The organism is Rhodococcus sp. P3_B8 (assembly GCF_056402775.1).
Window position 1 is genome coordinate 1 of the sequence record NZ_JBFUGT010000116.1, and the last position, 19,359, is coordinate 19,359.

The 19,359-nt window shown below is 68.6% G+C and carries 19 protein-coding genes and 1 pseudogene; 5 read left to right on the plus strand and 15 right to left on the minus strand.

Annotation, left to right across the window (positions count from 1 at the left end):
* Positions 1 to 286 (plus strand): annotated as a pseudogene (locus AC1D1G_RS26800) (hypothetical protein); the annotation flags it as partial.
* A 4-nt stretch (positions 287 to 290) separates the two neighbouring features.
* On the opposite strand, the gene AC1D1G_RS26805 reads toward AC1D1G_RS26800, so the two are convergent.
* The 3 genes from AC1D1G_RS26805 to AC1D1G_RS26815 are packed head-to-tail and all read right to left on the minus strand — an operon-like array spanning position 291 to position 2,880.
* Positions 291 to 950 carry a hypothetical protein gene (locus AC1D1G_RS26805; protein ID WP_280783817.1) on the minus strand — a complete coding sequence of 220 codons (660 nt, stop codon included), beginning with the start codon at positions 948 to 950 and terminating at the stop codon, positions 291 to 293.
* On the minus strand, positions 913 to 2,184 hold the full coding sequence (gene hisS, locus AC1D1G_RS26810) for a histidine--tRNA ligase (protein WP_477954377.1): 1,272 nt from the start codon (positions 2,182 to 2,184) through the stop codon (positions 913 to 915). Before hisS ends, AC1D1G_RS26805 begins: the two co-directional genes overlap by 38 nt.
* 15 nt (positions 2,185 to 2,199) lie before the next feature.
* Positions 2,200 to 2,880, minus strand: coding sequence for an MBL fold metallo-hydrolase (locus AC1D1G_RS26815; protein WP_477954378.1), 681 nt, complete (start codon positions 2,878 to 2,880; stop codon positions 2,200 to 2,202).
* Between the two features lie 177 nt (positions 2,881 to 3,057).
* On the opposite strand from AC1D1G_RS26815, the gene AC1D1G_RS26820 reads away from it, so the two are divergent.
* Positions 3,058 to 3,936 carry a peptidylprolyl isomerase gene (locus AC1D1G_RS26820; protein ID WP_283331869.1) on the plus strand — a complete coding sequence of 293 codons (879 nt, stop codon included), beginning with the start codon at positions 3,058 to 3,060 and terminating at the stop codon, positions 3,934 to 3,936.
* 22 nt (positions 3,937 to 3,958) lie between these two features.
* Positions 3,959 to 4,753: a peptidylprolyl isomerase gene (locus AC1D1G_RS26825; protein ID WP_477954379.1), complete on the plus strand. Its 795-nt coding sequence runs from the start codon at positions 3,959 to 3,961 to the stop codon at positions 4,751 to 4,753.
* Positions 4,754 to 4,823: 70 nt separating this feature from the next.
* Here the strand turns inward: AC1D1G_RS26825 and AC1D1G_RS26830 are convergent, their stop codons facing one another.
* From AC1D1G_RS26830 to AC1D1G_RS26875, 10 genes are all read right to left on the minus strand, one after another.
* The gene (locus AC1D1G_RS26830; RefSeq protein WP_280783821.1) at positions 4,824 to 7,199 is read right to left on the minus strand and encodes a RelA/SpoT family protein; all 2,376 of its coding nucleotides are present in this window, start codon (positions 7,197 to 7,199) and stop codon (positions 4,824 to 4,826) included.
* A 103-nt stretch (positions 7,200 to 7,302) separates the two neighbouring features.
* Complete coding sequence (locus AC1D1G_RS26835; protein ID WP_105419926.1) at positions 7,303 to 7,836, minus strand: adenine phosphoribosyltransferase; 534 nt, start codon at positions 7,834 to 7,836, stop codon at positions 7,303 to 7,305.
* Positions 7,833 to 9,569 carry an ABC transporter substrate-binding protein gene (locus tag AC1D1G_RS26840; protein WP_477954380.1) on the minus strand — a complete coding sequence of 579 codons (1,737 nt, stop codon included), beginning with the start codon at positions 9,567 to 9,569 and terminating at the stop codon, positions 7,833 to 7,835. Before AC1D1G_RS26840 ends, AC1D1G_RS26835 begins: the two co-directional genes overlap by 4 nt.
* A 1-nt stretch (position 9,570) precedes the next feature.
* Positions 9,571 to 10,803, minus strand: a complete 1,233-nt coding sequence (secF, locus tag AC1D1G_RS26845; protein WP_280783823.1) for a protein translocase subunit SecF — start codon at positions 10,801 to 10,803, stop codon at positions 9,571 to 9,573.
* On the minus strand, positions 10,800 to 12,458 hold the full coding sequence (gene secD, locus AC1D1G_RS26850) for a protein translocase subunit SecD (protein ID WP_477954381.1): 1,659 nt from the start codon (positions 12,456 to 12,458) through the stop codon (positions 10,800 to 10,802). The genes secF and secD overlap by 4 nt, the downstream gene beginning before the upstream one ends.
* Before the next feature lie 143 nt (positions 12,459 to 12,601).
* A complete protein-coding gene (gene yajC / locus AC1D1G_RS26855; protein WP_477954383.1) occupies positions 12,602 to 12,979 on the minus strand; it encodes a preprotein translocase subunit YajC in 378 nt (125 codons plus the stop codon).
* Positions 12,980 to 13,115: 136 nt separating this feature from the next.
* Positions 13,116 to 14,213 (minus strand): Holliday junction branch migration DNA helicase RuvB, encoded by a 1,098-nt coding sequence (gene ruvB / locus AC1D1G_RS26860; RefSeq protein WP_280783825.1) that lies wholly within the window; start codon positions 14,211 to 14,213, stop codon positions 13,116 to 13,118.
* Positions 14,210 to 14,812: a Holliday junction branch migration protein RuvA gene (gene ruvA / locus AC1D1G_RS26865; RefSeq protein WP_280783826.1), complete on the minus strand. Its 603-nt coding sequence runs from the start codon at positions 14,810 to 14,812 to the stop codon at positions 14,210 to 14,212. Before ruvA ends, ruvB begins: the two co-directional genes overlap by 4 nt.
* Positions 14,809 to 15,378 (minus strand): crossover junction endodeoxyribonuclease RuvC, encoded by a 570-nt coding sequence (gene ruvC, locus AC1D1G_RS26870; protein WP_037239920.1) that lies wholly within the window; start codon positions 15,376 to 15,378, stop codon positions 14,809 to 14,811. Before ruvC ends, ruvA begins: the two co-directional genes overlap by 4 nt.
* 135 nt (positions 15,379 to 15,513) lie before the next feature.
* A complete protein-coding gene (locus AC1D1G_RS26875; RefSeq protein ID WP_011598635.1) occupies positions 15,514 to 16,266 on the minus strand; it encodes a YebC/PmpR family DNA-binding transcriptional regulator in 753 nt (250 codons plus the stop codon).
* Between the two features lie 144 nt (positions 16,267 to 16,410).
* Here AC1D1G_RS26875 and AC1D1G_RS26880 point away from each other — a divergent pair, with 144 nt between their 5' ends.
* Positions 16,411 to 16,767: a GntR family transcriptional regulator gene (locus AC1D1G_RS26880; RefSeq protein WP_280783827.1), complete on the plus strand. Its 357-nt coding sequence runs from the start codon at positions 16,411 to 16,413 to the stop codon at positions 16,765 to 16,767.
* Positions 16,764 to 17,684, plus strand: a complete 921-nt coding sequence (locus AC1D1G_RS26885; RefSeq protein ID WP_477954385.1) for a hypothetical protein — start codon at positions 16,764 to 16,766, stop codon at positions 17,682 to 17,684. Before AC1D1G_RS26880 ends, AC1D1G_RS26885 begins: the two co-directional genes overlap by 4 nt.
* On the opposite strand, the gene pdxT is transcribed toward AC1D1G_RS26885, so the two are convergent.
* Entirely contained in the window at positions 17,681 to 18,289 is a 609-nt protein-coding gene (pdxT, locus tag AC1D1G_RS26890; RefSeq protein ID WP_009480131.1) for a pyridoxal 5'-phosphate synthase glutaminase subunit PdxT, read from the minus strand. The two genes, AC1D1G_RS26885 and pdxT, sit on opposite strands and share 4 nt — an antisense overlap.
* Positions 18,286 to 19,140 (minus strand): acyl-CoA thioesterase, encoded by an 855-nt coding sequence (locus tag AC1D1G_RS26895; protein WP_009480130.1) that lies wholly within the window; start codon positions 19,138 to 19,140, stop codon positions 18,286 to 18,288. The genes pdxT and AC1D1G_RS26895 overlap by 4 nt, the downstream gene beginning before the upstream one ends.
* Positions 19,141 to 19,359: the final 219 nt, after the last annotated feature.

Below are 19,359 nucleotides of genomic sequence, written 5' to 3' on the forward strand. Positions count from 1 at the left end.
TCCCCCGGCGACACCGGGGACCACTCTGACACCCGGCGCCGCTCCGGCCGCTGCCTCGTCCCCTCTCGCACCCGGCGGAGCCATGGGCGGGATGGGCGGGATGGGCGGCGCCGGGATGGCGGGTGCCGGGCGCGGGGGCGACGACCAGCTGAGCGGCCGGTCCACACCCAGCTACCTCGTCAACGCCGGCGAGAACAACGCGTTCGCCGGCGACCTCCCGATGGTCGCGCCCGCCGTGATCGGCGGCGAGGATCTCGACGACACTCCGTTCGGCGACCAGAGCTGATCGCTCAGTCGAGGAGCGCTGCCACCTCGTGATCGGTGAGCGTGGTGGTGGGCACGCGGCCTTCCGAACGCACCAGTTCCACGGCCCGGAACAGGGGGCGTTCGGGAAGGGCCGCGCCGCGGGCCTCCGCACGTAGCTGCTCGATGAGCACCGACGCGATCGCGGCGGCCGGCACCAGTTCGCTCGTCGTCAGGGCGTCGGCCAGCCTCCGGAGCCCGAGGATCTCGAGTTCACGGCCGCCGTCGGTCGTGTAGAGGGCGAGCGGTATCGCGAGGCTCCCGTCGGGGTCCGTGATCCGGACGCTCACCTCGCTGACGCGAGCCGAACGGACCACCAATTCCGCCGCGACCGCCCTCGTGACGTCGACGTGCCTGCTGCGCAGTCCCCCCGTCGACCGGATTCGCCCGGTCTGCAGTGCGATTCGTCGCCGCAACGTGAGGAGCGCGGAGGCGGCGGTCGGGACCGCGATCACGGCCCCGACCGTCACACCGACCCACACGGGACCGAAGAACCCGACGATGACGCCGACCACCACACCGATCAGCACGGCGATCGCCGCGACCCGCTTGAGCCGCGGTGCGATCAACTCGATCGGAACGAGGTCGAGTGACACCGGCGCGGTGTCGTCACGCGCCAAGGATGGCTCCGACGCGTGCGACGACATCCGCCGAGGAGACCGATTCCTGGTCTCCGGTGGCGAGATTCTTGATTCCCACCGTCCCGTCGGCGATGTCGCGGTCGCCGAGCACGAGTGCCAGCGCGGCGCCGGATCGGTCCGCGGCCTTCATCGCGCCCTTCACCCCGCGGTTGCCGTACGCGAGGTCGACTCGAATCCCCTGGGCGCGCAACTGCTGAGCGATCACCACCAGCTTCGCCTTCGCCTCGTCGCCCAGCGGAACGCCGAAGACCTCACAGCGCGCAGTCGAGCCTGCGGTCTTGCCCTCGGCAGCGAGCGCCAGGACGGTCCGGTCGACACCGAGCCCGAAACCGATGCCGGACAACGGCTGACCGCCGAGCTGCGMCATCAGACCGTCGTATCGTCCGCCGCCGCCGATACCCGACTGGGCGCCGAGACCGTCGTGGACGAATTCGAACGTCGTCTTCGTGTAGTAGTCGAGGCCGCGGACCATTCGCGGGTTCACCACGTACGGCACACCCAGTGCGTCGAGGTGTGCGAGGACCTCGTCGAAGTGCGCCTTCGCCGTGTCCGAGAGGTGGTCGAGCATGAGCGGTGCGTCCGCCGTCATCTCGCGCACCTCCTTGCGTTTGTCGTCGAGAACCCGCAGGGGGTTGATCTCCGCCCGCCGGCGCGTCTCCTCGTCGAGGGGAAGGGCGAACAGGAACTCCTGCAACCGTTCCCGGTACTGCGGCCGGCACGTGTCGTCACCGAGGGAGGTGATCTCCAACCGGAACCCGTCGAGGCCGAGGCCGCGGAACCCGGCGTCGGCGATGGCGATGACCTCGGCGTCGAGGGCGGGGTCGTCGACGCCGATGGCCTCCACCCCGACTTGCTGCAGCTGGCGGTAACGACCAGCCTGCGGTCGCTCGTAGCGGAAGAACGGTCCGGCGTAGCTCAGCTTCACCGGCAACTGGCCGCGGTCCAGGCCGTGTTCGATCACGGCCCGCATGACGCCCGCCGTGCCCTCGGGCCGCAGGGTCACCGAACGATCACCGCGGTCGGCGAACGTGTACATCTCCTTGCTGACGACGTCGGTGGACTCGCCGACACCGCGGGCGAACAGCCCGGTGTCCTCGAAGATGGGAAGTTCGATGTGGCCGTATCCGGCCAGTCGCGCAGCGCGCGTGAGTCCGTCACGGACCGCGACGAACTCGGACGACTGCGGCGGGACGTAATCGGGGACGCCCTTGGGGGCGGAGAAGGTGCTGGCTTTGCTCACTGTCGTTACTTTTCCTTATTTCGATCCCGAGAGTCCAACGAGGAACGGGTTCGACCCACGTTCGGCGCCGACGGTGCTCGACCCGCCGTGCCCGGGGAGGACCGCCGTGTCGTCGGCGAGGATCAGAAGCTTGTCGGCGATGGACTGCAACAGCTGTTCGTGGTTGCCGCCGGGCAGGTCGCTGCGGCCGATCGACCCCTGGAACAGGGTGTCACCGGTGAGGGCGATCTCGACGGGACCGTTCTCGGTGGCGACCCGGGTCCGGAAGACCACGGACCCCTGTGTGTGGCCCGGGGTGTGGTCGACGGCGAACGACATCCCGGCCTGCTCGATCACGTCGCCGTCGGCCAGCGCGATCACCTCGCCGGGCTCGACGAACGTCATGCCCTCGATGAACGGCTTCATCGTCGGGCCGATGCCGCGGCCGGGATCCGACAGCATGTACCGGTCCTCGGGATGGATGTACGCGGGGATCCCGAACTTCTCGCAGACGTCGTAGGCGTTCCAGACGTGGTCGAGGTGACCGTGGGTCAGGAGCACCGCGGTCGGCGTGAGATTCGACTGGTCCAGGAACTCGAACAGCGGTTCGGCGGCGTCCTGTCCTGGGTCGACGACGACGCATTCCTGGGCATCATCCTGCGCGAGCATGTAGCAGTTGGTCTGAAACATCCCGGCCGGGAATCCTGTGACGAGCACCTGTGAGGCTCCTGTTCGAGTGGACATTGCAGTCGCTACAGCCTAAGCCGCCGCCCCGCCAGGATGTTCTCAGGTTCGGATGGCAGACTCTGGAGGTCGTGTGCCGGGGGTAGTTCGCACCGACCAACTGCTATATCGACCGACTGCCAGACAGACCGATACGGGAGGACCACCGCAGTGCCGAGCAACGAGCAGCGCCGGGAAGCAGCCAAACGAAAGCTCGAGCGTCAGCTCGAACGCCGCGCCGACAGAGCACGCAAGCGTAAGCAGCTGACGATCGCCGGTTCGGTGCTCGGTGTCGTGCTCGTGGTGGCGGCGGGCGCCGTCGTCTTCGCCCTCACCAGCGGCGACGACGACGCGACGGAAGCGTCGGCGGCCGAGTCGGTGTCGGCGTCGCCGCAGTCGCCCGGTGTGATGCCGGCGGGCCGGTCCGAACCGCTGCCCGAGAAGGTGTCCTGCACGTACACCCCCAGCACTCAGCCGCCGGCGAAGCAGGTGAACCCGCCGCGCACCGACGACATCGACACCACGCTCCAGGAAGTCAGCGTCAGCATGCAGACGACGCAGGGCAACATCGGCCTGATCCTGGACAACGCCGACTCCCCGTGCACCGTCAACAACTTCCTGAGCCTGGCGAGCCAGAACTACTTCGACAACACCCCATGCCACCGGCTGGTCACGTCCGAGGGGTTGAAGGTCCTGCAGTGCGGTGATCCCACGGGCGCAGGCACCGGCGGCCCCGGTTACGGATTCGCGAACGAATTCCCCACCGACCAGTACGAGGCGTCGGATCCGTCGCTGCAGGTGCCGGTGACATACCCGCGCGGCACCATCGCGATGGCCAACAGCGGCCAGCCCGACAGCAACGGCAGCCAGTTCTTCCTCGTCTATGCCGATTCGCAGCTGCCCCCGCAGTACACCGCGTTCGGGAAGGTCGACGAGACGGGCCTGGCGACCATCGAGAAGGTGGCGGCGGCCGGCGACGACGGATCGATGCAGGCGGGCGGCGGCAAGCCCAACCTGCCAATCGACATCACATCCGTCCGGATGGACTGAGGTCTCGTGTGAGGATGGACCGATGAAACGCACCTCGATCCTCGTCGCAGGCGTGAGCCTCGCGGTCCTCCTCGCCGGCTGTTCGGATTCGTCCGACTCCGGCGGCTCGTCGACCGGCACCTCGTCGAAGGCGGCCCCCACGAGCGCGGCGGAACAGTCGCTCGATCTGTCCAAATTCGGCACGCTGCCGCCGGTCCCCGCACCGGCCGCGGCGACCGTGGACTGCACCTATCCGGCAGGGCAGCCCGCTGCCAAGGACGTCACCCCACCGCCCACGTCCGGGGTCTCCACCGAGGGCACCGTCCCGGTCGACCTCCAGACGAGCGCCGGACCGATCGGCCTGGTCCTCGACCGCGCCGAGGCCCCGTGCACGGTCAACAGCTTCACGAGCCTGGCCCAGCAGGGCTACTTCGACGACACACCCTGCCACCGGCTGACGACGGAGCTGGGTCTGCAGGTCCTGCAGTGCGGCGATCCCAGCGGGAAGGGCACCGGCGGACCGGGCTACGGCTTCACCACCGAGTACCCGGAAACTGCGTTCGCGCCGAACGATCCGGCACTCGCGAATCCGGTGGTCTACCCGCGCGGCACGGTCGCGATGGCGAACAGCGGGACACCTGGCAGTAACGGCAGCCAGTTCTTCCTCGTGTACGCCGACTCGGTGCTCCCGCCCAACTACACCGTGTTCGGGACGATCTCCGAGGAGGGCCTCGCGACCGTCGAGAAGATCGCGGCGGACGGCGACGACGGATCCATGTCCGCGGGGGGCGGCAAGCCCAACACCTCGGTGCAGATCGAGACCGCGAAGGTCGGCTGACCTCACTCCCGCGGCTATACGAACGGGACGGTCGTTCGAACAGATCGAACGACCGTCCCGTTCGTCGGTGCTACGCGGCGGACGTCACCCGGTACACGTCGTACACACCCTCGACGTTGCGGACCACGTTCAGCACGTGCCCGAGGTGCTTCGGGTCGCCCATCTCGAACGTGAACTTGCTGATCGCCACCCGGTCACCGGACGTCGTCACGGACGCCGACAGGATGTTGACCTTCTCGTCCGCGAGCGCCTTCGTCACGTCCGACAGCAGCCGGTGCCGATCGAGCGCCTCGATCTGGATGGCCACCAGGAACACCGACGACGGCGACGGCGCCCACTTGACCTCGATGATGCGCTCGGACTGCTCCTGCAGGGAGCCCGCGTTGGTGCAGTCGGTGCGGTGCACGCTGACCGCGCCGCCCCGGGTCACGAAGCCCATGATCTCGTCGCCGGGAACGGGTGTGCAGCATTTGGCCAGCTTGGCGACCGTGCCCTCCGCGCCGGGAACGAGCACACCTGCGTCGCCGGTGCTCCTCGGCCGCATCGGCATCGTGGACGGAGTCGACCGCTCGGCCAGCTCCTCCTCGACGTCGCCGACGCCGCCCAGATGTGCCACCAGACGCTGGACGACGTGCTGCGCCGACACGTGGCTCTCGCCGACGGCCGTGTACAGCATCGACACGTCGGTGTAGTGCAGTTCGTGCGCGATGGACGCCATCGATTCGGCGTTCATCAGGCGCTGCAGCGGCAGGCCGACCCGGCGCACCTCCTTCGCGATGGCGTCCTTGCCCGTCTCGAGCGCCTCTTCACGGCGTTCCTTGGCGAACCATTGCCGGATCTTCGTCTTGGCGCGCGGGGAGACGACGAACGTCTGCCAGTCGCGGCTCGGGCCGGCGTTGACGGCCTTGGAGGTGAAGACCTCCACCACCTCGCCGTTCTCGAGCTTGCGTTCGAGCGCCACCAGCCTGCCGTTGACCCGGGCGCCGATACATCGGTGCCCGACCTCCGTGTGCACGGCGTACGCGAAGTCGACGGGTGTCGACCCGGCGGGCAGCGTCACCACGTCGCCCTTGGGGGTGAAGACGAAGATCTCCTTGACCGCGAGGTCGTAGCGGAGCGACTCGAGGAACTCCCCCGGGTCGGCGGCCTCACGCTGCCAGTCGAGGAGCTGACGCATCCACGCCATGTCGTCGACCTCGGCGACGTCACCGGAGTGCCTGCCCTTGGTCTCCTTGTACCGCCAGTGCGCGGCGATACCGAACTCGGCGGTCCGGTGCATGTCGTGGGTGCGGATCTGCACCTCGAGGGGTTTGCCCTCCGGTCCGACCACGGTGGTGTGCAGCGACTGGTACACGCCGTAACGCGGCTGCGCGATGTAGTCCTTGAACCGGCCCGCCATCGGCTGCCACAGCGAGTGGACGACGCCGACGGCCGCGTAACAGTCCCGGACCTCGTCGCACAAAATCCGCACGCCGACCAGGTCGTGGATGTCGTCGAAGTCGCGGCCCTTGACGATCATCTTCTGGTAGATCGACCAGTAGTGCTTGGGTCTGCCCTCGACGACGGCGTTGATGCGGGACGCCGTCAGGGTCGCGTTGATCTCGGCACGCACCTTCGCGAGGTAGGTGTCGCGGGACGGCGCCCGGTCGGCGACGAGCCGCACGATCTCGTCGTACTTCTTGGGATGCAGGATCGCGAAGGACAGGTCCTCGAGTTCCCACTTCACGGTCGCCATGCCCAGCCGGTGGGCCAGGGGCGCGATCACCTCGAGGGTTTCGCGGGCCTTGCGGGCCTGCTTCTCGGGCGGCAGGAACCGCATGGTCCGCATGTTGTGGAGCCGGTCGGCCACCTTGATCACCAGTACGCGGGGGTCGCGGGCCATCGCGATGATCATCTTGCGGATGGTCTCGCCCTCGGCGGCGTTGCCGAGGACCACCTTGTCGAGTTTGGTGACGCCGTCGACGAGGTGGGCTACCTCTTCGCCGAACTCGTCGGTCAACTGCTCGAGGGAGTACCCGGTGTCTTCGACGGTGTCGTGGAGCAGGGCCGCCACGAGCGTGGTCGTGTCCATTCCCAGTTCCGCGAGGATGCTGGCGACGGCGAGCGGATGCGTGATGTACGGGTCGCCCGACTTGCGGCGCTGGCTGGCGTGCCGCTCCTCCGCGACGTCGTAGGCGCGCTGCAGAAGCGCCAGGTCCGCCTTGGGATACAGCTCGCGATGCAGGCTGACGAGGGGTTCGAGAACCGGCCGGATGGTCGTGTTCCGCTGACCCGTGATGCGCCGGGCGAGTCGCGCTCGTACCCGGCGCGATGCGGACGCCGGAACGGCGAATCCCTGTGCTCCACGGTTGTTACCGGAAGCCGGGTTCGCTGCAGGTGACTCGGCATCGGATTGCGCAGACGAGGTTGATCCCGTGTTCTGCGACCGATCAAGATTCGAAGTCATGCCGTCACCTCCTACCACTGAAATGGCTCGGGCCGTGCGGCCCTGGTTGGTCTCGGGCATGCGCCCCGGTGGCCGTGACGACCACCAGGCACAACTTTAGTACTCAGACCGTGACGAGGGACGTGAGCGGGTACTTTCCGAGCCGCTCTCGGCCGCCCAGCGCGGCGATCTCCAGGACCACGGCGACACCGATCACCCGGGCACCTGCGGATTCCACCAGTCGCGCCGTGGCGTCGAGGGTTCCACCGGTGGCCAGGACGTCGTCGACGACGAGCACGGAGCGCCCGTCCAGACCGATCGAGCCGGCCGGAATCTCCAGCGTGGCCGTTCCGTACTCGAGGGTGTACGACTGCGACAGCACCGGCGGCGGCAATTTGCCCGACTTCCGCACGGCCACCACACCGGAGCCCAGTTCCCGGGCGACGCCGCCACCGAGGAGGAACCCTCGTGCGTCGACGGCGGCAATCACATCCGCCTCCGGGGCGCAGGCGGCGAGCGCGTCGACGACGACACGGAAACCGTCCGCGTCGGAGAAGACCGGCGTCAGGTCGGCGAACCGCACCCCGGGTTGCGGAAAGTCGTCGGCCCATCGGGTGAGCCGGGTGACGGCGTCACGGGCCGGAGAATGGTCGATCACCTGCGCAGAACCCACCTGTCCATGTTCCAGCCGGCGCCCGATCGCGTCGGATTGACTGCTCCCGCCTGCAAACCTGTTGCGAACGCGACGGTCCGCGGCTGATCGAACAGCGGCACCGTGGGCACGTCCGACCACAGGATGTTCTCGGCCTCGGTCGACAGCGACAGCTGGGTGGCGGTGGAGCTGTCGACCGCGAGTTGGTCGACGATCTGGTCGACGCGGCCGTTGCTGTAGTCCCCGAAGTTCGATCGGATTCCGCTGCGGAGGGCGTACATCGCGGTGGTGGCCGCCGCGGTGCCCGCGGCGCCGGGAGCGGAGGCCGTGCCCGCGAGGACCACATCCACCTGCCCGTCGCGCAGCATGGTCGGGGTGAACTCGGGCGACGCGACATCCTGCACCGTGATACCGGCCGGGGCACACGCCGCCGCCACGGCCGCCACGATCTCGGCGCGGCGCGGGTTCGGTCCCAGATATCCGACGCGGACGGTCGCCGACGTGTTGCCGGTGTCGGCCAGTGCGTCCGCCGCCGCTGCCGTGTCCGCCGTCTCGTACCGGCCGCCGACGGCACCGGCCACCGACTGGTGAACGAGGCTGTCGGGGGCGGTGACCCGGGTGTCGACCGGGCCACCGGACGCTGCACCTGCCTCGTCCGACTCCGCGGCGATCCCGAACTTCGACGCCAGCTCCTCCCGGGGCAGGCACGCTGCGAACGCCCGCCGTCCGGCTGCGTTCTCGAACAGGCCCGAGGTGGAGAGGACGAACTGCTCGACGCTGCGCGACGGCACCTCCGTCACGTCGAACCCGCCGAGGTCCAGATCGGGCGCCGATCCCGCGGCGACGTCGACCACCTCGACCGAACCGTCACCGATCCGCGCGCTCACGTCGGAAGACTTGGGCCACACCACGATCCGCGAGGTGGCGGGACGATTCCCCCACCACCGGTCGTTGGCCACCAGCACGAGGCCCTCGTCCTCGGAGAACGATTCGACCTTGTAGGGGCCGGACGCGGGGAACTTGGCAAGGTCGAGGTCGCCGGGTGCCATCGTCCATCCGTTGTTCCAGAAGTCCGCGACGCGCGTCAATGCATCCGCGTCCGAATTCTGCACGGCGGCCACGACGTCGGGCACGCCGGCAGCGCTGGCGACCACGTGCGCCGGCATCATCGACGTCGCGCCGAACAGCGATTTCCAGTCGGTGACATTGCGTCCCGCCTTGAACGTGACGACGGCATCCTTCGCGCCGGTCTGGCAGTCGATCCGGTCGATGTCCGAGTAGCCGGCCGTACTCGCCGCATCGAACATCGGGAAACGGCCACTGTTCGCCGCCCACGTCAGCACCAGATCGTCGCAGGACATCGGCACACCGTCGGAGTAGACGGAGTTGGGATTGAGCTTGTACTGGATCGTCAGGGCATCCCCGGGCATAGCGTTGGCGGTGCCGATGTCCGTGTCGGCCACCGGTCCGCCTTCCGGTCCGGTGTAGTTGAACCCGGGCAACACCCGCGCGAACGCCTGACGCGCCCCCGACACCGCACCCGCGACGCTGTTGGCGTTGTAGGTGGTGACGGTGTTGTCGATGGCGTACCCGATCGACGGGATCTGCTCACCTTCCTCGGAACATCCGGCGAGCGAGCCGGCGAGGAGCACGGTCGCGAGGAGGCCGGCACCCGACATGGCCGCCGTACGGCCGTGTCGGGTCTGCGCACCGCGCCGGGTGCTGTGCGATGCGGGCATGTCAGTGCCTCTTCTTGTTGCGCTTCCCGGTGGGACGTGAGCCCGGTGTGGGTGCGGTCGCCGCCGACCGGCGGCGCGGGACGGCGGTGTCCGCCGTGGACGCGGCGACCTCGGCGGCCGGGGTACCGGCCTTCTGCGCACCGCCCTGTGCCAGGGTCGCGCGGCGAGCGAGGACCTTGCGCGTGTGCGCGGCGACCGGACCCCACCGCTCCTTCAGCGTGACCAGCAGGGGCGTCGCGAAGAAGATCGACGAGTAGGCGCCGACGATGATGCCCACGAGCTGCACCAGCGCCAGGTCCTTCAGCGTTCCGACACCGAGCATCCAGACCGCGACCACCATCAGCGCGAGCACCGGCAACACGCTGATCAGGGTGGTGTTGATGGACCGCATCAGCGTCTGGTTGATCGCCAGGTTCGCCTGCTCTGCGTAGGTGCGACGGGTCAGGTGCAGAATCCCGCGCGTGTTCTCCTCGACCTTGTCGAACACCACCACCGAGTCGTAGAGCGAGAAACCGAGAATCGTCAGCAGGCCGATGACGGTCGCCGGGGTCACCTCGAAGCCGACCAGCGAATACACGCCGGCGGTGACCGCGATGTCGAAGAACAGCGCGACGATCGCGGCGATGGCCATGTCCCGCTCGAACCGGACGGCGATGTACACGCTCACGATCACCAGGAACACAAGCAGCGCGATCAGCGCCTTCTGGGTGATCTGCCCGCCCCACGTCTCGCTGACGTCGGCGACGCTGATCACGTTCTTGCTGACGTTGCCGTCACTGTCCTTCGGCTGGAACTCGTCGTACAACGCGTCCTGAAGCGTCACCACCTGCGCCGCGTCGAGTGCCTCGGAGCGGATCTGCACGGTCGCGCTCGACCCCGAGCCCACCGTCTGCACCGAGACGGGGTCCATGCCGAGCGCCTCGGAGTAGACCTCCTCCACCTGTGCGGTCTCCACCCCGTCGCCGGCGGGGAACTGGATCCGCGATCCACCCTCGAAGTCGATACCGAGCGTGAACCCGCGGACGAGGATGCTCAGCAACGAGATCAGCACGATCGTGCCGGTCAGGATGTAGTAGAAGCGGCGACGCCCGACGACCTCGAAGGCACCGGTTCCGGTGTACAGCCGCGACAGCAGGCTGTGCTGGGGCATCGACGACTGGTTGACGCCCGAATCGGACAGCGAAGACTCGGGGTCCGTCTGCGACGCAGACTGGGACGTGGTCGATTCGCTCATACTCGTGACTCCTTCGCCGACGCTGCGGCAGCCTTGCGTTCCTTGGCGATCTGCTGCACGGCACCCAGCCCGTTGACGCCGGGCTTCGACCAGAACGGCGACTTCGAGGCCAGGTGGACCAGCGGCCACGTCACCAGGAACACCACGACGACATCGAGGATGGTGGTCAGGCCGAGGGTGAACGCGAAGCCGCGGACCTGCCCGACCGCGAGGATGTACAGCACCGCGGCGGCGATGAAGCTGACCGCGTTACCGGACAGGATGGTCCGGCGCGCACGGGCCCAGCCGCGCGGAACCGCGGACCGGAAACTGCGTCCCTCCCGCATCTCGTCCTTGATTCTCTCGAAGAACACCACGAACGAGTCGGCGGTCATACCGATACCGATGATCAGACCGGCGATGCCCGCGAGGTCGAGGGTGAAATTGATGTACCGGCCGAGCAGCACCATGATCGCGTAGACCATCACACCGGACAGCACCAGCGACAGCGCCGTCAGCACGCCGAGCATGCGGTAGTAGAGCAGGCAGTAGAGCAGCACCAGGACCAGACCCACCAGTCCGGCGATGAGACCGGCCTCCAGCGAGGCGAGACCCAGCGTCGCCGACACGGTCTCCGCCTCCGACGCCGCGAACGACAGCGGCAGCGAGCCGTACTTCAGGGTGTTCGCGAGTTCCTTCGCGCTTTCCGCGGTGAACGAGCCGGTGATCGACGTCGAGCTGCCTGCGGGTGTCGCGCCCTGGACGACCGGTGCGCTCACCACCTTGGAGTCGAGCGTGAACGCGGCCTGCTTGCCGATGTTCTGCGACGTGAACGTGGCCCAGGTGTTGCTGCCCTCGGACTTGAACGTCAGGCTCACCTCGTGCCGCGACTGCTGGGAGTTGTAGCCGGACRTCGCGTCGGCGATCTCCTGTCCGTCGATGATCGCCGGTTCGAGCAGGTACACGGCCTGACCGTCGGTGGAGCACGCGACGAGCGGCAGGGCCGGGTCGTCGTTGCCGCGCAGCGGGTCGGGCACGCTGCAGTCGAGTGTCGCCATGGCCTGCTGCTGCACGGCCGGGTCGGTGCTCTGACGGGTGGCCCGCGCTGCCGCGATCTCGTCGGCCGCCTCGGCGGTCTCGGTGCCGGACCCGTCGGCCGGCGCCGGAGTCGGCTCGGGAGAGGTGGACGGATCCTGAGCCGGGAACGGCCGGTTCTGGGGCGCGGGAGTCTCGGTTCCGGCGGGAGTCTGGGCGGGCGCCTCACCGGCGGCGGGTGCCTGTGTGCCGGCAGGAGCCGCGGCCTGCGACGTCTGGACGGGACGGACGTACAACCGCGCCGTCTGGCCGAGCGAACGCGCCTGTGCGCTGTCGTCGCCGGGGACGGTGATGACGAGGTTGTCGCCGTCGATGACCACCTCGGAGCCGGACACGCCGAGTCCGTTCACACGGGTCTCGATGATCTCCTGGGCCTGCCGCAGGCTGTCCGGCGTCGGCTTGCTGCCGTCCGGGGTGCGTGCGGTGAGGGTGACTCGGGTCCCACCTTGCAGGTCGATGCCCAGCTTGGGTGTCGCGGACTTGTCGCCGGTGAAGAACACCAGGGCATACAGAACCGCCACGAGCACCGCGAAAACGGTGAGGTAGCGGACGGGATGCACCGATCCTGTGGAAGGTGCCACGATCTCTATGTCTCCTCAGTACGTGCAGTTCGGGTGGGAACGTTCACAGCGCACCGGGCCGGCAGACGCAGGGCTGTGCCCCGGTTGCCGCGCCCGGGCGCCTGCGACGCGACGGCTGCGGAATTACGCCGCGGAAGCGTCGATCAATCCTTGTTCAGCCGCGGCGTGCTGTCGCCGCCGTTCTCACGATCCTCGCGCACGATGTCGGTGGCGGGGGCCTCGGCGTCGATCGACTCGTGGTCGAGGGAACCGTCACGCTGCAACGGGGCGTCGACGATCTGCTCGCGGACGACGAGACGCGACCACGTGGTGACCACGCCGGGAGCGATCTCGAGGTCGATCGTCTCGTCGCCGAGTGCGACGACGGTGCCGTGCAGACCGGCAGTCGTGAGGACGCGGTCGCCGACCGAGATCGAGTCCTGCAGAGCGGTCACCTTGGCCGCCTCTTTCTTCTGTCGGCGGATCCCCAGGAACATGGGGACGAGCAGCGCCAGAATCAGGAGCGGGAAGAGAAAATCCATCTGAAAGTCAACCTCGAGGTATGTCGCACGGTCCGAAGCACTGGTCCCGGTTGGACCGATGCAATACACCAGTGTGCCATCACCGGCCCGGACACCGGTTCGCTCGGCACGAGGCGGGCGTTTCTCCGGGGGTCGATCAGGGGTCTTGCGGATCGAACAGGGAGGCCTGCGGTTCGTTGACGCGGACCTCGATTCCGCCGGTCACAGCGTCCGGCGGCGGGGTCAGGCCCAGTTGCGTCCACGCGGCGGCCGTGGCGACACGGCCGCGGGGTGTCCGGGCGATCATTCCGGCACGGACGAGGAAGGGCTCACACACCTCCTCGACGGTGGCGGGTTCCTCACCCACCGCGACGGCCAGGGTGGACACTCCGACCGGGCCGCCGCCGAAGCTGCGCACGAGGGCGCTGAGGACGGACCGGTCGAGGCGGTCGAGTCCCAGCTGGTCGACGTCGTAGACGGCGAGAGCGGCGTGGGCGATGTCGCGGGTGACGACACCGTCAGCCCGGACCTCGGCGTAATCGCGGACACGGCGCAGGAGACGGTTCGCGATGCGGGGCGTGCCCCGGGACCTGCTCGCGATCTCGGCGCCGGCCTCCTCGCCGAGTTGCACGCCGAGAATGCCCGCCGACCGCATGAGGATCTGCTGCAGTTCCGCGGGTTCGTAGAAGTCCATGTGGGCGGTGAACCCGAACCGGTCGCGCAGCGGCCCGGTGAGCGCCCCCGAGCGAGTGGTGGCCCCTACCAGGGTGAACGGTGCGACCTCCAGGGGAATGGACGTGGCGCCGGGACCCTTGCCGACCACGACGTCGACCCGGAAGTCCTCCATCGCGAGATAGAGCATCTCTTCGGCCGGCCGGGCGATGCGGTGGATCTCGTCGATGAACAGCACGTCGCCCTCGACGAGGTTGCTCAGCATGGCGGCCAGGTCGCCGGCCCGTTCCAGCGCCGGACCCGACGTCAGCCTCAGCGAGGAGCCCAGTTCGCCGGCGATGATCATCGCCATGCTGGTCTTCCCCAGCCCGGGCGGGCCCGAGAGGAGGATGTGGTCGGGGGTGCCGCCGCGCATCTTCGCGCCGGTCAGGACGAGCTGCAACTGCTCCCGGACCCGCGGTTGCCCGATGAAGTCGTGAAGGTTCTTCGGGCGCAGGCTGGCCTCGATGTCGCCGTCGCCGGCGACGAGATCGGCCGAGACCGGGGACTCCTCGTCGTAGTCGCCCCCGGGTTCGGGATTCATCTGGTCTTCCCGAGCAGGGAGAGGGCGGAGCGCAGCGCCGTAGAGGTGGTCGACTCGGGAGCCTCGGCGAGGACGGAGTCGGTGGCCTGCTCGGCCTGCTTGGCCGGGAATCCGAGGCCGACGAGAGCTTCGACGATCTGGTCGCGGACCGATCCGCCGCCGCCCGCACCGATCGGCACCGCCCCGGACGTGGACGCGACGGCGTCGACCTTGTCGCGCAGTTCGACGACCATCCGCTCCGCCCCGCGCTTGCCGATGCCCGGCACCCGCGTGAGTGCCGTGACGTTGCCCTCGGCCAGGGCCGCCCGCAGCGCGTCGGGTTCGAGGACGGCGAGGGTGGCCATCGCCAGCCGGGGACCGACTCCCGACACCGTCTGGAGCAGCCCGAACAACTCCTTGGACTCCGAGTCGGGGAACCCGTACAGCGTCATCGAGTCCTCGCGGACGATCATCGCCGTGACCAGCCGGGCCTCGGATCCCCGTTGCAGTCCGCCGAGGGTGGCCGGCGTCGCGTTCACGCGGTAGCCCACTCCGGCGGATTCGATCACCGCATGGTCGAGGGCGATCTCGAGCACCTCGCCGCGGACGGACGCGATCATCGTGTACCTGCCTTCTTCACTTCGGCCAGTCGGGCCTGGTAGCGACGTTTCTGTTCGGCGGCCGCGGCTTCGGCGCGAGCCATGCGTTCGATCATCGGCGCCCGCCAGCAATGGCAGATCGCCAGTGCCAGCGCGTCCGCCGCGTCGGCCGGTTTGGGTGCGGCCGCAAGTTTGAGGATGCGCGTCACCATTGCCGTCACCTGAGCTTTGTCAGCCGAGCCACTCCCGGTGACGGCGGCCTTGACCTCACTGGGGGTATGGAAACACACGGGGATGCCGCGGCGCGCGGCGGCGAGGGCGACGACGCCACCCGCCTGCGCGGTGCCCATCGCGGTGCGCACGTTGTGCTGGGAGAACACCCGCTCGATCGCCACGACCTCGGGCCTGTGCAGATCGATCCACGATTCGGCCGCTTCGGAGATCCGCAGCAGCCTGGACGACAACTCGAGGTCTGCCGGGGTCCGGACCACGTCGACGGCGATCGGGGTGACGGTGCGGCCGCTGCCGCCGTCCACCACTCCGAATCCGCACCGGGTCAGACCGGGATCCACACCCAGCACACGCACGCAAAGCCACCTCTCCCACGCCGAACAGCTGTTCGATAGCTTAGCCGTGGGGTCGGACGAGTCGGCGCATCAACACGCAGGACGAGCCGGGGCGGGCGAGCACCGCTCCCCCGCCCCGTGCCGTGCGTCGTGCGATCAGTCGTCGAGCTCCGCCAGTACCTCGTCGGACAGGTCGACGTTGGTGTAGACGTTCTGCACGTCGTCGGACTCCTCGAGCGCGTCGACGAGCTTGAACACCTTGCGGGCTCCGTCGGCGTCGACCGGAACCTCGACGGACGCACGGAAGTCGGCCTCGGCGGAGTCGTAGTCGATTCCCGCCTCCTGCAGTGCGCTGCGGACGGCGACGAGGTCGGTGGGCTCGCTCACGATCTCGAAGGTGTCGCCGAGGTCGGTGACCTCTTCGGCACCCGCATCGAGGACCGCCATCAGCACGTCGTCCTCGCTCTGGTCACCCTTCTCGAGGGTGACGACACCCTTGCGCGTGAACAGGTAGGACACGGAACCCGGGTCGGCCATGTTGCCGCCGTTGCGGGTCATCGCGGTGCGCACCTCGCCGGCCGCACGATTGCGGTTGTCGGTCAGGCACTCGATGAGGACGGCGACACCGTTGGGTCCGTAACCCTCGTACATGATGGTCTGCCAGTCGGCGCCGCCCGCTTCTTCACCGGCGCCGCGCTTGCGGGCGCGCTCGATGTTGTCGTTGGGGACCGACGTCTTCTTGGCCTTCTGGATGGCGTCGTACAGGGTGGGGTTTCCCGCAGGATCGCCACCGCCGGTACGGGCCGCCACCTCGATGTTCTTGATCAGCTTCGCGAAGGCTTTGCCACGCTTGGCATCGATCACAGCCTTCTTGTGCTTGGTGGTGGCCCATTTGGAGTGGCCGCTCATGCGATTCAAGCCCCTTTCCTGCTGCCTTTGGCACGCCGAATGCGCGGTTTCAGCTTTGACGATGTTACCCGCAGCCCGGCCGCCCCTGCGCGTTCCCGGGGTAACAACTCGCATAAGTCGCCATTGTTTGCATAGAATGCAAACATGTTGATGCGGGTCGACCACAGCTCCACCACCCCACTGGGTGAACAGATCGCGGCCAACGTGCGCGGCGCGTTCCTGCGCGGCGAGATCGGCGCGGGCGATCGGCTCCCCTCCGCCCGGGCGCTGGCCGAATCCATCGACGTCAACCTCCACACCGTGCTGCGCGCGTACGCCGCGCTGCGCGACGAGGGTCTGATCGACCTCCGCCGGGGCCGGGGCGCGGTCGTCCGCGCCGACACGGACCCGGTACACACCGGATTGACCGAAGCCGCAAAGGCTTTCGTGTCCGAGGCACGACGCCTCGGACTCGACACCGAACAGATGCTCGACGTGATCAAGGAGACCACCAGACAATGACGACCTCCCGAACGCGCCTCCTCGCCGCGACCTCCGCTGTGCCCCTCCTCGCGGTCGTGATCGCGAGACTCGCCTGGAGCGGGCAACTGCCGCCGGTGGTGGCCAGCCACTGGTCCGGCACCGAACCCGACCGATTCAGCGACACGACCACCTACTTCTGGATCGCTCTGGCCGTCTGCGCGGCCGCCGCCGTGATCGCGGGCGTCGTGGCGGCGCGGGTCCGCACCGACGCCGCGCTCTGGCTTCCCGCCACCGTTCTCGTCGGGTGGACGGTGGCCACGGCCTGGATCGTCAGCGTCGCCGCCACGATCGAGGCGGGCTCGCCGGAAGCGGCGACGCTGGGCTGGTGGATCGTCGTTCCCCTCTTGGGAATCGTGTGGGCCATCGCCACGTTCGCCCTGCTCCCCCGGACGCCGCACTCCCCGGAGAACGGTGCGGCGCCGACGCTGCCCGTCCCCCTGGCGCCCGGCGAGCGCGCATCGTGGACCGGTTATGCCCGCGGGCGGTGGGCGGGCGTGCTCGCTCTCGCCATGACCCTGGCCGCCGTCGTCTCCGCGCTGGTGGGAGCGCTCTGGCTGGCCGTCCTCTTCGTCGTCCTGGCGGTCGCCGGCGGCGGCTTCGCCTCCGTGACCGTGCAGATCGACCGCACAGGACTGACCCTGTCGTCGTGGAACATCCGCTGGCGGAAGATCCCGCTCGACTCCATCGACGAGGCTCGGGTCACCGAGATCCGGCCCACGGAATGGGGCGGCTGGGGCTACCGCTTCACGCCGCGCGGGACCGCGGTCGTGATCCGCGCCGGCGAGGGCATCGTGCTGAACCGCACCGGCGGCCGCCCGTTCGCGGTCACCGTGGACGGCGCCGCACAGGGTGCGGCGCTCCTCAACACACTCGCCGCGCCCCGTCCGGCGAGCTAGACCCCGCGGACGATGTCGACGAACAGCTCGTGCACCCGCCGGTCGCCCGTCACCTCCGGGTGGAACGACGTCGCCACCACGGCGCCCTGCCGGACGGCCACGATCCGTCCGGCGGCCGCGCCACCCGACTCGGGCACGCGGGCAAGGACCTGGACGTCGTCGCCGACGCGCTCCACCCACGGAGCCCGGATGAACACGGCCCGCATCGGGTCGCCGACGATGCCCTCGAATTCGAGGTCGGACTCGAAGGAGTCGACCTGACGACCGAAGGCGTTGCGGCGCACCGTCATGTCGATCGCACCGAGGTGCTGCGCGTCAGGTCTCGTGTCGAGGATCTCGCTCGCGAGGAGGATCATCCCGGCGCAGGACCCGTAGGCGGGCAACCCGTCGCGCAGGCGCGCCTTCAGGGGTTCGAGCAGTTCGAAGATCTGCAGCAGCTTGCTCATCGTCGTCGACTCGCCGCCCGGGATGACGAGGCCGTCGATCTTCTCGAGCTCCTCCGGGCGGCGGATGCCGACGGCGTCCGCACCCGAATCGTTCAGTGCGGCGAGGTGTTCACGGACGTCGCCCTGCAGGGCGAGTACTCCGACGAGGGGACGGGTCATGCCATGTTTCCTGTCTCGATGTCGCGCTTGTCCTGATCGCGCTGGATACGGGTCAACCCCTCCTGGACGACGGCGGCGACCATGGTGCCGTTCCGGTCGAACATGCGGCCCTGGGTGAGGGCGCGGCCGAAGCCGGCGGAGGGTGAGGTCTGGTCGTAGAGCAGCCACTCGTCGGCGCGGAACGGGCGCATGAACCACATGGCGTGATCGAGCGACGCCGTCTGCGTGACCACTCCGGGGTGCGGGACCTTCGACGCACCGAGGAGCGTCATGTCACTGAGGTAGGCGAGGGTGCAGATGTGGAAGACCTGATCGTCCGGCAGCTTGCTGCGGTACCGCATCCACACCCGTTGCTGCGCGGCGATTCCGGGAGTCTTCCCGGTGGAGCCGGCCGGAACGATACGGACGTCCCATTCCTTCCACTCCCGGTAGAGATCGGTGGCGGCGAACTCCTCGAGGGTCTGTGCGTCGACCAGTTCCTCGGGCGCGGGGACGGACGGCATCGTGTCCTGATGCTCGATGCCCTCGTCCTCGGTGTGGAACGACGCCGACATGGTGAAGATCGCCTTGCCGTCCTGGATTCCGGTGACGCGCCTCGTGCAGAAGGATCTGCCGTCCCGGATCCGGTCGACCAGGTAGACGGTGGGTTTCGCCGGATTTCCGGGGCGCAGGAAGTACCCGTGCAGGGAGTGGACCTTGAACGCCTCGTCGACGGTACGGACCGCGGACACCAGTGACTGACCCGCGACCTGCCCGCCGAACGTCCTCTTCAGAACAGACGGATGAACCGCGCCGCGGAAGATGTCCTTCTCCAGCGCTTCGAGTTCGAGAACGTCCTCGATGCTCGCCATGAGCCCTCCTTCTGTGCCTGGTCAAGGTTATCCGCCCGGTTCGGGCTCGAGGCACCATGGGTGCCATGACGATGTTCACACCGACGAGCCCTGACGGTCTCGTCGCCCTCGTCTCCGAACGCTGCCTCGCCGTTCACGGCACCGCCGTCGTCGCGATCGACGCTCYCGACGGCGCGCACCCCCTGCCCCTCGCGGACGCGGTGTGCGCCTCGCTGCGGG

Excerpts from the sequence above, each read along its gene's own strand:
- AC1D1G_RS26805 (WP_280783817.1), bottom strand. The coding sequence starts at position 950 with ATGTCGTCGCACGCGTCGGAGCCATCCTTGGCGCGTGACGACACCGCG.
- AC1D1G_RS26825 (WP_477954379.1), top strand. The coding sequence starts at position 3,959 with ATGAAACGCACCTCGATCCTCGTCGCAGGCGTGAGCCTCGCGGTCCTC.
- AC1D1G_RS26830 (WP_280783821.1), bottom strand. The coding sequence starts at position 7,199 with ATGACTTCGAATCTTGATCGGTCGCAGAACACGGGATCAACCTCGTCT.
- AC1D1G_RS26840 (WP_477954380.1), bottom strand. The coding sequence starts at position 9,569 with ATGCCCGCATCGCACAGCACCCGGCGCGGTGCGCAGACCCGACACGGC.
- secF (WP_280783823.1), bottom strand. The coding sequence starts at position 10,803 with ATGAGCGAATCGACCACGTCCCAGTCTGCGTCGCAGACGGACCCCGAG.
- yajC (WP_477954383.1), bottom strand. The coding sequence starts at position 12,979 with ATGGATTTTCTCTTCCCGCTCCTGATTCTGGCGCTGCTCGTCCCCATG.
- ruvB (WP_280783825.1), bottom strand. The coding sequence starts at position 14,213 with ATGAATCCCGAACCCGGGGGCGACTACGACGAGGAGTCCCCGGTCTCG.
- ruvA (WP_280783826.1), bottom strand. The coding sequence starts at position 14,812 with ATGATCGCGTCCGTCCGCGGCGAGGTGCTCGAGATCGCCCTCGACCAT.
- AC1D1G_RS26875 (WP_011598635.1), bottom strand. The coding sequence starts at position 16,266 with ATGAGCGGCCACTCCAAATGGGCCACCACCAAGCACAAGAAGGCTGTG.
- AC1D1G_RS26880 (WP_280783827.1), top strand. The coding sequence starts at position 16,411 with ATGTTGATGCGGGTCGACCACAGCTCCACCACCCCACTGGGTGAACAG.
- AC1D1G_RS26885 (WP_477954385.1), top strand. The coding sequence starts at position 16,764 with ATGACGACCTCCCGAACGCGCCTCCTCGCCGCGACCTCCGCTGTGCCC.
- pdxT (WP_009480131.1), bottom strand. The coding sequence starts at position 18,289 with ATGACCCGTCCCCTCGTCGGAGTACTCGCCCTGCAGGGCGACGTCCGT.
- AC1D1G_RS26895 (WP_009480130.1), bottom strand. The coding sequence starts at position 19,140 with ATGGCGAGCATCGAGGACGTTCTCGAACTCGAAGCGCTGGAGAAGGAC.